The organism is Mesorhizobium sp. ESP7-2 (assembly GCF_020164715.1).
GTDB lineage: Bacteria > Pseudomonadota > Alphaproteobacteria > Rhizobiales > Rhizobiaceae > Mesorhizobium.
This window is the reverse complement of sequence record NZ_JAIUGQ010000014.1, coordinates 1-16251: the sequence shown is the minus strand read 5'-3', so window position 1 is coordinate 16251 and position 16251 is coordinate 1. Positions and strand designations below refer to the sequence as shown.

Genomic DNA, 16251 nt, shown 5'->3' with positions numbered 1-16251 from the left:
CCTTGCGCAGGAAAGCAGAGAGTAAGGTCATGTTGAGGACCATTCGTGCCTTCTGGAACGATCAGCGCGGCATAGCGATGCTCCTCGTCGCCATCATGATCCCGGTGCTTATCGGCTTCTCGGTGCTGGCCATCGACATGAGCCGGCTCAACAGCCTCCACAACGATCTGCAGAAAGGTATCGATGGTCTGGCGCTGGCGGCCGCCGGCGAACTGGACGGCAGAACAGACAGCATCACCAGAGCCAACAACGCCGTTGCCAAACTTGTCTCGAACGGTACTTTGTTTTCGACGTCTGGCTCTCATGCGATCGTGTTGGCCGATGTGACCGTGACCTATCTGACCGGGATACCAGCCAGCGACGACACGGCTCTTAGTGCGGCAGGCGTCGATGCCAATGGCGTCAACTGGGCAAGCACCGACCCCAAAGCAGTGTCCTTCGCTGAAGTCACTGTCAACGCGGCCGGCGCAGGTTCCTTCGCGACGATCTTCCCCGCAAGTCTCGTCGGCAGCACGGATACCATGGACATTCAACCACAAGCGGTGGCCGGGTTTGTTCAATCTATCTGCGAAACGGTGCCGCTTTTCATGTGCAATCCCTTCGAGACAGCAGACCCGTCGACCAGCAAAACGATCCAGCAGGCCTTCGCATCGGGGGATACCTACGGACGAGAGTTCCGTGTTTTGAAAGTGGACTCGAATCCCGGCCCCGGCAATTTCGGGCTGGTAGACAACAACCTGAGTTCAATTCGAGACGCAATCGCGATGGGAACCTCTGGCACCTGCTATAATCGGGATGCACTCACCACCAAAACTGGCGTCACTTTGGGTCAGGTCAACACTGGCCTGAATACAAGGTTCGATCTTTACAGCGGCTCCCTTAATGGTCAGACCAAGAACTGGCAGTACCGCCCGGCGAGCAACGTCCGGAAGGGACAGAAAAACGGCTGCAGCAAGTATGACCCGGTTACGGACGGAACGGCGCTACCCCTGCCGCCCGGCACCAACTACAACGACGCTAAGGGGATGTCCGACCCAATCGGTTCGCAGGGCTTCTGGGCTAATTACTGGCAGGTCAACCACGGGGCGGCATACCCAAATGTACCAAGCGCCACCAATCCGACCGGCGCCGCCGTACCTGCTTCCAGGTATGATGTCTACAAATACGAGATTTCTAAAGGGCTCGTCGGTGACAAATCACTGGCACCGACGAAAGAAACCGGCACGCCATCTTGCTACAAGGGAGATGACCCGACACCGGATCCCGATCGCCGCCTGCTCAACATGGCGATTGTCAACTGCCTCGCAAACCAAGACAAACTCAACGGGCATGTCCAGGTGAAGCCTGACGGCTACGTGAGTGTGTTCGTCAATACCCCGGTTCAGAAGCAAGACAATACCAAGGACCCCGACGATCCGTCGGCCGGCGAGAAGCCCATCAGTCTTGAGATTGTCGATGTCGATGGCGGGTTTGCCAACAACACTCTTGTCGACAAGGCATTCCGCAACGAAGCCCAGTTGTACCGGTAGCGCCATGTTCATCGCACTCAGACAATTCCTCCGGCGGTTCCACAAAGACGAACAAGGCGCTGCCTTGGTCGAGGTGGCGATCGTTACGCCATTCGTGTTGCTGCTGTCGGCCGGTGTCTATGAGTTCTCGAACATCTTCAACACACGCCTGCTTCTCGAAGCCGGCGTCGAGGATGCCGCTCGCTACATGGCGCGCTGCAGCAGTGACTGGAACACCTGCTCAGGATTGGCGACAAACCTGGCAGTGAACGGGGCCGTCCAGGGCGGCAGCGCGAGGGTTACCGGATGGACCGCAAATCAAGTCGAGATCACCAAGGCACAATCGCTCCAGGCGGTCGATGCCACCGGCACCGAACTCTATCTCAGCAGCACCGGTACGGTCATTGTCGTGCAGGTCAAAACCTCATATCCCTATCCTACTCTGGGTCTCTGGTCTTATCTCGGCTTTGGTGACCTTACGCTCTCCGTGCTCCACCAGGAGCGTGTCTTCGGATGGTGATCTCGCGCGGCACGTTTTGGAGAGATCGCTCCGGCGCGACAATGGTCGAGATGGCCATCGCAATGCCCGTGCTGCTCACTCTGCTGCTCGGCTTTGTCGATTTCGGCTACGCTTTCTATCAATGGAACGCCGGCAACAAAGCGGTGCAGGCCGGCGCCAGGCTGGCGCAGATTTCCGCTCCGATCGCCAGTGGACTTCTGCTCGAAGCGAAAACGCCCAGCGACACGCTGGATGTGGGAAAGGCGGTTCCAGCCAACACTTACAGCTACATCTGTACGGCCAATGCCGCTGGAACTGTATCTTGCACCTGTGGAACAGGCGCCACATGCCAGAACCTCAATGTGAGCCAAGCCGCTTTCGACTTTATTTTTAGCGGCAGCAGCACCCGGCCGGGGATGCTGACGTTCCTGCCAACTCTTCTGAAATCCGAGGTCCAAATCCAATATCAGGCTTCAGGCCTCGGCTACTGGACGCGCCCAAGCGGCCCGGTGCCGACCATCACCGTCAGCATTGTCAAACATCCCTTCCAGTTCTTCTTTCTGGCGGGATTGCTCGGATTCGGAACCATCACCATGCCCTCCATGCTCAGCACGGTCACGGGCGAAGACATGAAGAGCACCTATCCATGAACGCCATCAACACCAAGGTTACACCGACCAAGCGAAAGCAGGTCGCGCTGTTTTCCTCCGATCCGAATTTCAAGCGGGAGGTGGCGACGCGGCTCGATGCGCTGGCGATCTATGATGTGCGGGTTGCCGAGACGGGTGATTTTCTCAAGGGGCCGCCCGCCGACACGCGCCCGGGCATCGTCATCCTCGATCTCGGCAATGGCGAATTGCTCGGCAGGCCCGGCATCGTCGAGGCGCGCGCGCTGTGGGCGACCGTGCCGCTGATCGCGGTTTCCGACGAGCTGACCTCGGAGCAGACGCGCGTCCTGGTGCGCATGAATGCCTCGGACTGGCTGCACAAGCCGCTCGACGGCAAGGAGCTGCTCAACGCGGTGACCTTCCACGACAGCGGCAACCAGGGCGCCAAGAGCCGCATCATCACCTTCATCAGCGCCAGCGGCGGCGCCGGCGCCACGACGCTGGCGCTGTCGGCGGCCGAATTCCTGGCCTCGAAATCGACCGAGCGCGCGGCCTCGACCTGCCTGGTCGACCTCGATTTCCAGAGCGCCAATTGCGGCGCCTATCTCAACCTGTTCAACCAGTTCGACCTTGCCGGCATCATCGGCCAGCCGGAGCGGCTCGACGTCGAACTGATGGATGTCATCAAGCTGTCGCGGCCGTCCGGCCTGACGCTCTACGCCTTCGAGCGGCCGCAGCTGCCGTTCGAGCCGCAGGGCGCCGATTTCGTGTTCCGGCTGCTCGACCTCGTCGCCTACCGTTTCGACGACATCGTCATCGACCTGCCGAACATCGAAACGCCCTGGCACAATTCCGTGCTTTCGACGAGCGACGAGATCTTCATCGTCTTCGAGCTCAACGTCGCCTCGCTGCGGCAAGGCAAACGGCTCTACAAGAAGATCCGCGAGCTGCGCGGCAATGCCGTCTCAATCACGCTGGTGGCCAACAAGCACAAGCGCAAATGGTTCGGCAACCACTTCTCGCGCAGCGAGCTGGAGAAGATCTTCAAGGCGCCGCACATCAAATCGGTCGGCCTCGACAACGCCCTGCTGGCCGACGCCCTGAACCGCGCGATGCTGCCGTCCGAAGTGGATGGGCGGGCGCGCTTCAGCAAGGATCTGAAGAAGATGTTCCGCGAGCGGCTCGACGATGCGGCCCGCTAGCGGCCATCGCGTTCGACTGACGGCCGCCGGCCTCCTAGGCCTGGCGCTGGCGTTTCCGGCCGGACAGATCGCGCGGGCGGACAGCCGCCCGCCTTTGCCGGCCATGGGACCCAGCCTGCGCAAGACGGTGGCGTTTTCCACGGCCGAGAAGATTGGAACCATAATCATCCGCAAGCAGGAAAAAGCGCTCTACCTGGTGACCGGCAAGGGCGAGGCCCTGCGCTACCGGATCAGCGTCGGCCGCGATGGATTCGGCTGGACGGGTACGGTGCAGGTGGGGGCGAAGACCGAGTGGCCGGCGTGGCGCCCGCCCCGGGAAATGCGCGCCCGCCAGCCGGAGTTGCCGGAGATGGTTCCCTCGGGGCCGTACAACCCGCTCGGCGCCAGGGCGCTCTATCTGCTTCGGGATGGTCGCGACACGCTCTATCGCATCCATGGCACCAACGACCCTTCGGGCGTGGGTTTCGACGGCACGTCGGGCTGTTTCCGCTTGACCAATACCGATGTCATCGATCTTTTCAGGCGCGTGCCTGTCGGCACCAAGGTGGTGGTCCAATGACGACGATCAGCGATCCCGACGACCTGGTGGCGGCGGTCGAACCGCCATTGCTCGACAAGGAGAAGAGCCGGTTCAGGCTAGCCGTTGCCGTCGGTGTCGGCCTGGCGCTGTTTGCGCTCCTGAACGCCACCGCGGCCGTCTATCTCTACCGTGGCATCAACGACCTGCGCACGATCGAGGCGCGGCTGGAAGACCTTGGCCAGTTCGAGCAGCGGATGAGTGCGCGGCTGGACACCGTCAACAATGGATTTCAAAGCCGGTTCGAGGCGCTGGACGACCGGCTGCGGGCGAGCTTCGGCGAGGTCAACGCCAACATCGCCAGGCAGGCACCGGAAATGTCGGGAAACCACGTCGGTGACGAGCCGCGCGTCGTGGAGGTCCCCGCGCCCGCCGAGGATACGGCGGCGGTTGCCAGCGCCGCCGAGGCGGAGCCCGCCATGGAGGATATGCCGCGCATAACGCGAAGGAGGCAGGCTCCGGCGGCGCCTCCCGCGCCAAGCTCCAACTACCAGCGGATCGTATCCCCGGAAGGCAAGGTCACCTATCACAAGATAAACTAGCTCTGGCCGAGCCGCGCTAGAAATCTCTCTGCAGCGCCATGATCCGGACACGCCGCGATTCAACGCGCATGCCGAGTTCACGGACATAGGCAAAATGGCAATAGGCGCACGCCGTCAGCCCGATGACCGCCAGCAGGCAGTTCAGCCAGGTGAAGTCCATCATCAGCGAGAACTGAAAACGGCTCGGCGCCGTGAACGCGGCAATGGTGCTGGCGGTCTGCGAGCGGCCGCCGATGAAAATCATCGATGCCGCGAGGATCAAGGCGCCATGGTTGGCAAGAAAGAAAGCGGCCGACCTTCTGGCCCGGCATGCCATCCAGCAGATCCCCAGCGCCGCGCCCAGCAAGGCGAAATCCAGGACCATCGACCCTCCCAGATAGACATCGACCTGCTGCCAGACCATCCCGGAAGACGAGTGCAAGGTGAGCCAGAGCTTCCACATATCGGGGCTCGCGGAGTAGGTTCCGAGCAGGATCGTGGCCATTCGCTCCGCCGCCAGGATCAGCAGGACAAAGGCCGGGAAGGCGAAAAGCAAGTGTGGTTTGCGTTTCATGGTGCCTCGCAATCTGGCGGGCAGATTATGCCGCATATATTGCGCGAGGCTTAACGGGGCGTTTTTGCAGATCGGTATCGCGAAGATTGGCCTATGGATTGGCCAAAGCAGAGAATATCAGCCCTATCGCCAGTGCCGCCACTGCGTAAATAGCCGGCAAAAGCCGACGGTTCACACCAACCCGAAGCAAGGTATGACCAAGGTGATCCGTGCCGCCCATCCAAGGCCTCCGCCCCTGTAGCAAGCGGCGAGTGGTTACGAATATTGCATCAATCAGCGGGACGGCAATCCACGCCAACGAGGCGTCAAAACCTCTTTTCGAAGCAAGAAGAACGATTGCCGCCCCGAGCAGAAGGCTGCCGCTATCGCCCATGAAAACGCGGGCGGGCGGATAGTTGAAGCAAAGGAACCCGACGCATGCGCCTGCGCCGGCAATCCCGATATCGCCGCCCAGCCCCAGGAAGGCGGCCGTGATTGCACTCGCGGCAAGACCATCGGCATGGTCGAGCATGTTGACCGCGTTGCAAGCCACCCAAATGACGATCGGGACCCACCACAGACCTGTGATGATTCCAGCCAAGATCGCGGCAGCGGCCAATGCCGCGGCCTTGGCACCGGCGGAAAGGGACCGGACGTCATCCAGCGCCCCGATCAGGCAGAAAACAGCCAGCAGAAGAATATGCTCAACCGGGAGCCACGGAGCCATCGCGATCAGCATGGCCGGCCCTGCCAGCCGGGGTACCTCGCCCGATGTGTGCCATCGGTCGCTCTTGACCTTTGAGACCGCTCCGATGCGTATCGCCAGACGCGCAAACAGCCAGACACAAACGGCCGATATGAGCAAGGCCCCGATGAACGGGACCAATGGACCAGGTATCAAGCCATTGCTCGTTCGGAACGCATGTGCTCGATGCAGTCGAGCACTGTCTGTTTGGTGCTTCGCAGTGGCCGCCATCCGGTCATGGAGGTCAATAGACTTGTGTCAGGCACGCGATCGTGCGTTACGGCGAACCGCTCACCAAAGACCGCACTGGAAGATTTCATGACGATGGTCGCACTCGTCTGGGTGGCATCAACCACCATCTTTGCAAGATTTCCAATCTGAACCGCCTCGCTGCCGCCCAGGTTGACTGGCCGGCCTCGCAACGACCGGCACTGCATCACCTGAAGCAAGCCCTCGGCGGCATCGGCTACGTGGAGAAAAGCGCGCCTCTGCTCGCCATCGTCGTGAACCACGAGCGGTTCGCCCCGCAACGCCGCGTCGACAAACACTGGCAATACGAGGCCGGTCGCCGAGCGCTGGCGCGGTCCGGCCATGTTAAATGGTCGAACGATCCAAGTAGGGATGCCCAAATCAAAAAACAGTCCAGCAACCAGATGCTCAACCGCTGCCTTGGCAGCGGCATAACCCCATCGCGGTCGCAGATCCGTCATAACCGGATCGGACTCCGTGATTGGCCGGTCCCGACCGGAGCCGTAGACTTCTGAACTCGACGTATAGAGAAGCGGGCGCCTGTGCAGCCGGCATGCTTCGACGATTGAACAACCCGACTCGAGAATACCGCTGGTGACGGCGAAGCGTTCCTTGTGAGCACGCTCGACGCCAATCGGACTCGCCAGATGGAATACGACATCGGCCAGGCCAACCTCATCCTGGACCGCCGCATTGTATGCAGGATCGCCGACCCTGAAGGTACGGATCGTCAAGCGGGGGTCACCAGTCGGCAGATTGCGAAGCAAGCCGTTCGAAAGATCATCGACAACGGTCACGGTGCAATTGCGCGCAAGCAACATATCGACCAGTGCCGACCCTACGAAGCCTGCGCCCCCAGTAACCAACACATGTGCGTGCCGGCCGAACTCAACCACGTCCGCGCTATGGTTGTCCAACGTTGACAGCCTCCAGAACGACCCGTGGTCTCGCAACGCACGGGACAATCTTCTATACAGTCAGGGACGGGACGAACAACTCGTTTTTCTATCAAGCGAGCGAGTTTTCATCGGCCCCTATATCATTAACGAATAAGTACCCCTCCGAAATGCTGCCATTAGTCCGACGCCCAGGTCCCGGACCGGCAGGACTGATTCTGACATATGCGTACCAATGTTTAGGTTTTCGTCGTTCTAGCGCGAAACAAATTGTCAGGGTATCCCCACGTTTCTCAAAATGCGACTTGTAAGTCTAACCGCGAGTGCCGCCACTGTATACATCAGGTCATCGACTCATGTTGCGCAATTGGGCTATGAGGCCGGGAGACGACCCCGGAGAAGCTTTGACGTTCGACTATCGGCCAGATATCGACGGATTGCGTGCAATCGCGGTGGCCGCCGTCATACTTTTCCATTTTGACGTACCCGGTTTCCCGGGTGGCTTCGTCGGCGTCGATATCTTCTTTGTCATTTCTGGCTACTTGATCACGCGCCTTTTGGCGGGTGAAGGCGCTAAACTGTCCCTGATCGAGTTCTACGCCAGACGCATACGCCGAATTCTGCCGGCGATGCTGATAACGATCTGCTTCTCGCTCATTGCTGGGTGGTTTCTGTTGCTCCCCGGGGACTATGCCGGCTTAGGACACAGTGCGGCATATTCCACCGTCGGGTTGGCGAACTACTACTTTCTCTGGAACACGGGCTATTTCGACCGCGAGTCGACGCTTCTGCCCCTGCTCCATCTCTGGTCGCTCGGCGTCGAAGAGCAGTTCTACCTAGTGTGGCCGGTTTTGCTTCTGGTCGCGAACCGGTTGGCACGGGGCCGCCGTCTGCCGATCGTCGCGCTGATTTCTATCGTCGCACTGATCAGCTTCTCGATTGCCCTCCATCTGGTGGCGATCGATCCAAAACAGGCGTTCTATGTTCCCTTCAGCCGAGCCTGGGAACTGGCTCTCGGCGGCCTGCTGGTCTTTGCGGCGCCCATTCGCCGCCGAGGCACTTCCGAAGTTTGCGGACTGGTCGGCCTTTGCCTGGTCGCCGCCAGCACCATCTGGCTGTCGCCGGGTCAACCGTTTCCAGGCCTGAGCGCTTTATTCCCAGTGATCGGCGCTGTCCTGCTCATCTGGCCGCGTTCGCAGTCGATGATCTCAGCGCTACTTGCGAGCGCGCCTTTGCGATCGACGGGCAAGATTTCTTATAGCCTTTATCTCTGGCACTGGCCGATCCTGGTCTTCTTCCGTCACTACGCAGGCACCGCAATGCCGACGGCGGCCGAGGCGTCGGTCCTTGTCGCGGTGGCCTGGCTGGCGGCGTATTTATCTTGGCGGTTCGTCGAAGAACCCCTTCGCCGTCTGCGGGCGCCTCCATCCAGGGCATTTGCCGCCGGTCTTGCCGCCGCGGTGATAGTTTGCCTAAGCGGCAATGCGATCTTCGAAGCCGGCGGTTTCACCAGCAGGATTCCGAAAGAAGCCGAGGCAATAAGCAGCCTCGATGTGATGTGGGATTGGCCGTGTCCACAGACGGTCGGCATCCCTGAACTCGGCAGCACGTTTTGCGCGTTTGGGGCGCCCTGGAACAAAGCGAGACATCACGCCATCCTGTGGGGCGATAGTCACGCGGAACACCTCGCCCCGTTATTCGATGCTGCCGGCCAGCACGAGAATACGGCCTTCTTTCTTTATCGTGCGTGCCCGGCCGCATTCGGAGAAGGTGTCCATCGCGATTTTCCAGAACATCCCGACTACCAGGAAAGCTGCGCGACTTCCCGAAAGGCGGTCGTCCACATGCTGAGACAGCGAAAAGATATCGACCTCGTGGTCCTGTCTTCCGCCTGGACAAACCTTGCTGACACCAATGTCGTCGCCGATGACGGCCGGCCGGCCGACAGGGTCTTGCTGTTGCGCGATGGCCTGCTCAGCCTCGTAAAAGAAATCACCGCTCGGCAACGACGCATCGGAATCATTGGACAGGTGCCGGTGCCAGGCGTGGATCTGACGTCCTGCGCGGCAATGCGGGAAAGCGGGATGCTGAGACGTTGTTCGACAGACATGGATAGCGAGCAAATCCTACGGCGTTGGTCGCCGGTGGTGACCGCGTTAGAGTCGCTTGCGGATGAAAATGGGGTGTTCTTCGTCGATCCACTCAAAGGTATGTGTCCGGACAGGCATTGCGCCACCTACATCAATGGCGAGTTCATTTACCGCGACAAAGCTCACCTGCGCCGAAACTTGAGACCGGAGACCGATGATGCGATTGCGCGGACGATAGGTCTCTACTCCGCTTTCGCCACTGGCCAAGAGCAAAAACAGGTATCGACTGCGGACGCTGCGCAGCCCCACACAGCCAGCAAGAGCAATTGAGCGCGATGCCGCCGGACACGGTTTCCATGTCGACGATCAACACCTTTCGATCTTCGGCGCGAGGCTTTTTGTTCCGAAAATTATCCAGAGGCTCGAGACCGATTTGTTAGTGGCGTCACGGCAACCACCGTCGCAACCGACCACGCGATGATTGTGCCTAGAAGAATGAAACAGAGTGCACTCACCGAAACCGGAACGGCGACCTCGTAGGTTCGCTCATTGCTGCGAGGGTCGCTCGAATCCGTCGGCGCGAACAGCACAGCATCCCGCCGGCGGAAAGTATACTCGCCCTGCCTGACGGCGGGCCATGCATGCGAAGACCAGTCGACGCGGTGGAGCGATGTCCCGTTCTCGTGCAGATAGGATACTTGCGAAGGCGGAATGTCGGACAAGTCGTCAAACTGGAAAAGACCGGGAAATTGTGACCGCGGAAGTAGCGTCTCGTATCCGCCTCGGACAGTAAACATGGTCTCGTTCCGCAGCCGTCCGGTAGAAAGCGGTGGTGTGACGAGCAATATCGCGATGCAGCCGGCGCCAAAGGCCGCGACGCCTGCCACTGTTCCGCAAGCAAAGCTCCAAGGCTCTGTCGGCGATGGCATTTCGGCAGCCACTTTCCGCGCGGCGAGCATGCCGCCAATCCCAAGCGCGATCGGAAGAAAGAGACTTGGTGTCAGCAAGAGGTCATGCGAGGTCAGCATTACCCCTACAACCGCGACACCAAGGGCAAGATCATCGGCGTTTCGAGCAAAGCAGAAGGCGAAGCCGACGATGGCGATCGGAATGAGCCAGCCGAGGTGGCCGAAAGCGATCGCAAACAGGACGAAGGAGTTGTGCGGCGCAAGGGCTTGCGCCTCTTCAAGTCCGCGACCGAAAAAGCCACCCTCCCGATAGGCGAGCAGTCCGCGCTCGAGAAAGAGAGCCCTTGCCGAAATCGAGTTCCTCTTGCCTTCATCCGTCAGCCGTTCGCCGAGCGCCTGCATCTTGGCGACGTTCGTGGATTGACTGGCTGCGGACCAGGTGCCGGATGGCAGAGGAGACGACGTTACGGCGTCCGCAGATGCACCGGGGGGCGTGGCAGTGCCGGCAGAACTTGTCCCTGGCGAAGCCGGTTGATTTGCCGAAGCCCCTTCAGGCGACGCCGCAATTGGCACTGTAACGGCAGGCGGAGGTCGATCGACAGCCTTTGATGCCTCGTCGAGCGCGGTGCTTACAGACAAAATGCCGGCAAAGGATTCGCCCATGGCGATGCGGAAGGAAGCATTTGTTGTCAGCGCGATGCCGATCGCTCCCAGCAGTCCAAACGCGACGGCGACCGCACGGCCCCAACCCCCAAGATCGATCTGAAAACGACGGCCGCTGCGAAATTGTTGCCAAACGCGAACGACACTCGGAACCGCCACCGTTGCAAAGGCGGCGAGAAGGGTCGAGCGAGAAAGCGTCGCAAGAAGCGTTATGGCTACGAGAACAAGAAAGCTTGCACGCCATTTTTGTGCGACGGCGCGATAGCTCGCCGCAGCCCCAAGCAGAAGTCCGGCCGCCGCGACATTGGGATTGATCGCCAAACCGGCGGCCCGGCCAGGAGTGTTGGTGAAGCCGTTGGCAAAGAGGAGATCGAGGAAGCAAACCACCGCATTGAGCGCTGTGACTGACGCCGAGAGGCGCAACACGATTACCGGAGCGGAGGCAAGCATGAGGACAATCGCCGCGCCGCCGAGGAAAAGGGTGATGAGGTAACACTTGGCGACGATCCCGACCGGATGAAGCGCAACCGGGACGACCGCCATGGCGGCGGCGATCGCAAGCAGGAGGATCGCGCTACGCACCTCTCGACGCGTTGCAAGAACCGCGATCGAAACAATCAGCACGCCGCCATACAGCGCATGGAAAACCAGCCTCGCGAACTCGTCCCGTCCCGTAAAGAACGGCAGAAAGTATGGCATGAACCAGGACTGATAAATGACTATGGAAAATGCGCACAGACCGGCGGCGATACAAGTGAGAATCCCCGCCAGCGGACGCGCCGAAGATCGTTCAGAGTGAGCGATCCCGCTCATTCATGTGTCCTCGAGATAGAGGCGTTCATAAGCGTCGACCATGGATCCGACCGAGTAGCGCTCTCTCATAGTCCGTTGCCGAAACTCGCGGTCAGTTGCCGGCTCCGGCAACCGGTCGATAACGGCGAGGAGCCCGCGAGCGAGATCGGCAGGGTCACGAGACGCCACCAGTACACAACCCGGCATACCCGAGACAGCCTCGGGATTTCCTCCGACATTGGTAGCGACGACCGGAAGACCTGCCGCGAGCTTTTCCATCAAGGCGTTGCAAAAACCTTCTTCGTGGGAGGCGATCACACCGATATCCATGCCGGCGAGCAGGCCCGGAACATCATTCTGCGATCCCAACAACCGCACTTTCGATCCAATCCCGAGGCGCTCGGCTTGCTCGCTCAGAACCGGCCCGATGCCCCGATCCTGTCCTGCCACGAACAACCTTAGCTTCGGTCGACTTCTGCTGGCGAGAGCGAACGCCTCGATGAGATCGGCATGCCCTTTATATGGAATGAGATTGGCGATTATGACGATGCCGACGTCGTCGGCATCGAGACCGAGGTGGCGCCGCGTGTCGCCTCGTCGACGGCCCACATGGTCGAAGCGGCTCAGATCGAGACCATTCGCAATCACTCGAACACGGCCGATATCGTAGCCATCGCGAGCCGCCATATCGGACGCGACCGCATGCGAGTTCGCGACCACCACATGTGATAGCCGATTGGCGATGCGATCCATACGCTTCAGCCGTGGCCAGCGCTCCTGGTGATAGCCAAGACCGCGTCTCGAAGTGATGACGAGTGGTGCCAACGCAAACCGTCCTGCCAGGGCGCCCAGGAAGTTGGTCAAAGGCAGGAAGGCGTGGACAACGCGCGGCCGCGTCAAAGCAGTGCGAACGACCAGCGAAGTGACCGCGGCGCCGAGAACCAGCATCGCCTTCATGCTCGGGCGCGTCTTCGCGGCCACGCTCGATTTGGTCGCCGTCTTGGCCGTTGTCGGCGATTCAGGTGACGGATTCGGCCGATGAAACCCGTACGATACCCGGACTCCTGCACGATGCAGTGTTTCCGCCAGAACGCCGCCCTGCGAAAGCGCAAAAACCTCGACGTTCCAGCCTCGCTTCTTCAACTCCGTGGCAAGCAGCACGAGTTGGCTCTCCGTGCCGCCGAGATCAAGCGTCCCAATAACAAAGAGCACCTTGCGACGAGGCCTTCTCGCCAGCGCGGTCGTAGGCCCGGCAGCGCATTGTCGGCTTTCAGTATCCGTCATCGGAAATTCTTCTCGCAGCGTCATCCGCCCCGCCGCCTGACCTGGGCTTGCCATAAGGTGCCGGCGGTCTGCAAGCGGCAGTCTCTCTCGGACAATGGGTTCTGCAAATGGTCATGAGCAAGCAAAATCAAATCGACCGAGCAGTTCTGCGAACCCACAACGGCACAAGCCGGGCAAGCCTTTCATGATGCCGGAGCACCATGCCAATAGCCGCGAGCAAGACACCGGCTGCCAGAAGCGCCAGCGGCGGAACCCATTTCAGGCGTTCGAACTTTGCCTCGTACGCACGCACGTCGTTGAAGTCTTTGGCGGTCCCAAGCGGTTGCCAAGCCTGACCATACGCCCTTCTTAGCAGAGGCAGCATCGGCCCGAATTGCGCGTAGTAGGTGTCGATGATCGACGGGTCCTGTTGTACATCCTCAAGCGAGTGGGGAACGAAGACACCATAGTCGGAATCGAGAATGTTGCCATTCGACTCAACCACAGTGTGCTCGGGCGCACTGTAGATCGTCGCTTCGATGCCTTGATCGGCAAGGACAGAGTAGACGATCTTCGAAACCTGAGAACAGAACCCATAGCCCCGATCAAGTGCCTTTCGGGGAGTCACAAATTCATAGTTCCGCAGGTTTTCCCGGTATTCTGGGCGAAAGCTGAGCATCCAGAGGAGGTAGTTGTCGAAAGCACCGATCCGCGTGTAGGGCACATCGGCCGCCGCCCAGCGATCACCTTCCGTCCAATAGTGCACCATTCCACCCGCGACGGCCGTAGTCAGACGCTCGAGATACGCCTGCATTGGCTCACTCTGGCGACGGTAGAGGTCCTCGACGGACCCCACTTTCTGCGCAAACCCCAGCGGTCCCTCTATTGCCGAAGCTGGCGGAGCCGGGTAGGCGCTGACCAATCCGAGCGGATATGCCGAGACAAAGAACAGAAACGCCGTCCCTACCCCGGCCGATAACACACCGAGTATACGAAGCAATGCCGCAATTAAGCTCAGCCACTGCCTTCGATCCCGAATCTTTATAGCGTCACTCATGGTTGAAGCATATCACTTCACCGCAATCACGGTCTCTCGCCCATTACGCAGAGTTGTGGACAGATCACCTTCGGACTTCTGTGATAAATTTGTCAATGGGCATCGGTTGTGACTTGTCGTGGAGCGCCGAACGTGTGCATTGAGCGCTCTGAATGCGGACATCGATTTGGCATTGAGCGGAAACCGAAACTCAGGCAGCACTCTCGACACACTGCGGCGCTTGTGGCGGCAGGTATCGAAGCCTAGACAGAGGCAGTTTTTCGGCCTCCTTGTCTTGATGATGTTCGGTGCACTTGCGGAAGCCGCTACGCTTGGTGCTTTGCTGCCGTTTCTTGCGCGCATCGCCAATCCCGAGGCGGTTGGCGGCCAGTCCTTCCTCGCGCGCCAGTTTGCCGGCTTCCGGCTGACCGGCCCGTCAGACAGCCTTTTCGGTCTGACGATTCTGTTTTCGGTGGTGGCGATCATAGCCGGCGCCGTGCGCATATTCCTTGCCTGGGCCACGAATTCTTATGTCTTCTCGCTGGGACATGAGGTGGGCGTGAAGGTCTATGACCAAGTACTCCGCCAGCCCTACAGCTACCACGTTTCACGCAATTCCAGTTCGGTGTTGGCCGCGCTTCGTCAGGTTCAGACCATCACCGCGGGTGTGATGCTGCCCCTGTTGCAATCGATCAGCGGCATAATCATCGGTGTCTTCATCATCGCTGCCCTTTTTGCCCTAAGTTCTTTCATCACCTTCGTTATCTTCGCGGGCTTTGGGGCGGTCTACCTCGCCATGTCGCTCGTCATCCGCAAGCACCTCAAGAGGAATGCGCAAATTATCGCCAGCGCGCAGGCCGAAGGCATCCGATCTGTCCAAGAGGGACTGGGTGGCATTCGTGATGTCATCATCAACGACACCCAGCCGTATTTTCTCTCGCGATACAGCCAACTCGACTTACGCCTGCAGCGCGCGAATGCAACGAACGCGCTTGCGGCGGGCGCTCCGCGCTTCGCGATCGAAGCTGCGGGTATGGTGATCATCGCGGCGCTTGCTTATTTCCTCATCACCCGCTCGAACGATGCCGGCCAAGTTCTGCCGATACTTGGAACATTTGTTCTTGGAGCGCAGCGTCTGCTCCCATCCATGCAGCTTGTATACGGCAATTGGGCGCTGATACTGAGCAATCTTGCCGGCGCTGAAGTCGTGCTCCAGGCACTCGAGGCACCACTTGGCCCAGAGTGGAACCAGCCTCCGGCCGAGCGCCTCCCATTCGATCGAGCGATCATGCTCAAGGATGTGTCGTTTCGTTACGCTTCTGACCAACCGCCGATACTCGAGCGGTTCAATCTCACGATCTCGAAAGGGACCAAGGTCGGGTTCGTCGGCAAGACAGGCAGCGGCAAGAGCACGACAGTCGATCTGATTATGGGCCTGCTCGAGCCGACCAGCGGCGCGATCGAGATCGACGGGCAAAGGCTGGATGGCGCTACACGGCGCGCCTGGCAAAGACAGATCGCCCATGTGCCGCAAAGCATCTTCCTGGCCGACGCCTCGATCGCCGAGAACATCGCTTTCGGTATCGACCCCAGCGGAATCGACCATGATCGCGTCCGCAGTGCCGCACAGCAGGCCGCTTTGGCTGAGTTCATCGAAGGTTTGCCCCAGGGGTATGAGGCGCGGGTCGGCGAGCGCGGTGTCCGCCTGTCAGGCGGCCAGCGTCAGCGCATCGGCATCGCCCGGGCGTTGTACAAACAGGCCTCCTTGCTCGTCTTCGACGAAGCCACGAGCGCGCTCGACATGGAGACCGAGGCCGCGGTCATGGAGGCGATGCGGGAATTGCCGGCCGACCTGACGGTGCTGATCATCGCCCACCGCCTCACGACTGTCGAAAATTGCGATGAGATCGTAACCCTCGAAGACGGCAGACCGCGTATCTGGACAAGAACCGGCGGGCCGGCCGCTTGAAACGAGTCGCATCTAAATGGATTGGCGATGCGATTGATGTCTCTGTCGCATGTGGTTCTCCCAAAAACCGCCACGCACTTTGGGGCATACGTTATTAGAGCGGGATGAGATTAGCTTTGGTCATAGCCTGAGTTTTCGAAGTAGTGTGAGCACTCTGTCGGTGTGACGCGGT

The 16251-nt window shown here is 60.0% G+C and carries 14 protein-coding genes; 8 read left to right on the top strand and 6 right to left on the bottom strand.

Annotation, left to right across the window (positions count from 1 at the left end; genetic code table 11):
• The first annotated feature begins 29 nt into the window (after positions 1 to 29).
• The 6 genes from LB543_RS15595 to LB543_RS15570 are packed head-to-tail and all read left to right on the top strand — an operon-like array spanning position 30 to position 4936.
• A complete protein-coding gene (locus LB543_RS15595; RefSeq protein ID WP_224614670.1) occupies positions 30 to 1529 on the top strand; it encodes a TadE/TadG family type IV pilus assembly protein in 1500 nt (499 codons plus the stop codon).
• Positions 1530 to 1533: 4 nt separating this feature from the next.
• Positions 1534 to 2028, top strand: coding sequence for a TadE/TadG family type IV pilus assembly protein (locus LB543_RS15590; protein WP_224614669.1), 495 nt, complete (start codon positions 1534 to 1536; stop codon positions 2026 to 2028).
• Entirely contained in the window at positions 2022 to 2657 is a 636-nt protein-coding gene (locus tag LB543_RS15585; RefSeq protein WP_224614668.1) for a TadE/TadG family type IV pilus assembly protein, read from the top strand. The genes LB543_RS15590 and LB543_RS15585 overlap by 7 nt, the downstream gene beginning before the upstream one ends.
• Positions 2654 to 3817 carry a CpaE family protein gene (locus LB543_RS15580; protein ID WP_224614667.1) on the top strand — a complete coding sequence of 388 codons (1164 nt, stop codon included), beginning with the start codon at positions 2654 to 2656 and terminating at the stop codon, positions 3815 to 3817. The genes LB543_RS15585 and LB543_RS15580 overlap by 4 nt, the downstream gene beginning before the upstream one ends.
• Positions 3804 to 4376, top strand: a complete 573-nt coding sequence (locus LB543_RS15575; protein ID WP_224589857.1) for a L,D-transpeptidase — start codon at positions 3804 to 3806, stop codon at positions 4374 to 4376. The genes LB543_RS15580 and LB543_RS15575 overlap by 14 nt, the downstream gene beginning before the upstream one ends.
• Positions 4373 to 4936, top strand: coding sequence for a hypothetical protein (locus tag LB543_RS15570; protein WP_224614666.1), 564 nt, complete (start codon positions 4373 to 4375; stop codon positions 4934 to 4936). The genes LB543_RS15575 and LB543_RS15570 overlap by 4 nt, the downstream gene beginning before the upstream one ends.
• A 16-nt stretch (positions 4937 to 4952) precedes the next feature.
• Here LB543_RS15570 and LB543_RS15565 read toward each other — a convergent pair whose 3' ends face one another.
• The 3 genes from LB543_RS15565 to LB543_RS15555 all read right to left on the bottom strand — a co-directional run bounded on the left by LB543_RS15565 (position 4953) and on the right by LB543_RS15555 (position 7379).
• Positions 4953 to 5489 (bottom strand): hypothetical protein, encoded by a 537-nt coding sequence (locus LB543_RS15565; RefSeq protein ID WP_224614665.1) that lies wholly within the window; start codon positions 5487 to 5489, stop codon positions 4953 to 4955.
• 91 nt (positions 5490 to 5580) lie between these two features.
• Complete coding sequence (locus tag LB543_RS15560; RefSeq protein ID WP_224614664.1) at positions 5581 to 6207, bottom strand: MraY family glycosyltransferase; 627 nt, start codon at positions 6205 to 6207, stop codon at positions 5581 to 5583.
• Between the two features lie 158 nt (positions 6208 to 6365).
• A complete protein-coding gene (locus tag LB543_RS15555) occupies positions 6366 to 7379 on the bottom strand; it encodes an NAD-dependent epimerase/dehydratase family protein (RefSeq protein WP_224589861.1) in 1014 nt (337 codons plus the stop codon).
• Between the two features lie 383 nt (positions 7380 to 7762).
• Between LB543_RS15555 and LB543_RS15550 the strand changes: the two genes are divergently transcribed.
• On the top strand, positions 7763 to 9778 hold the full coding sequence (locus LB543_RS15550) for an acyltransferase family protein (protein WP_224614663.1): 2016 nt from the start codon (positions 7763 to 7765) through the stop codon (positions 9776 to 9778).
• An 80-nt stretch (positions 9779 to 9858) separates the two neighbouring features.
• Here the strand turns inward: LB543_RS15550 and LB543_RS15545 are convergent, their stop codons facing one another.
• The 3 genes from LB543_RS15545 to LB543_RS15535 all read right to left on the bottom strand — a co-directional run bounded on the left by LB543_RS15545 (position 9859) and on the right by LB543_RS15535 (position 13888).
• Complete coding sequence (locus LB543_RS15545) at positions 9859 to 11832, bottom strand: hypothetical protein (RefSeq protein ID WP_224614662.1); 1974 nt, start codon at positions 11830 to 11832, stop codon at positions 9859 to 9861.
• Entirely contained in the window at positions 11833 to 13095 is a 1263-nt protein-coding gene (locus LB543_RS15540; RefSeq protein WP_224614661.1) for a glycosyltransferase, read from the bottom strand.
• 127 nt (positions 13096 to 13222) lie between these two features.
• Positions 13223 to 13888, bottom strand: a complete 666-nt coding sequence (locus LB543_RS15535; protein WP_224614660.1) for a hypothetical protein — start codon at positions 13886 to 13888, stop codon at positions 13223 to 13225.
• 382 nt (positions 13889 to 14270) lie between these two features.
• Between LB543_RS15535 and LB543_RS15530 the strand changes: the two genes are divergently transcribed.
• Complete coding sequence (locus LB543_RS15530) at positions 14271 to 16079, top strand: ABC transporter ATP-binding protein (protein WP_224614659.1); 1809 nt, start codon at positions 14271 to 14273, stop codon at positions 16077 to 16079.
• Positions 16080 to 16251 lie beyond the last annotated feature (172 nt).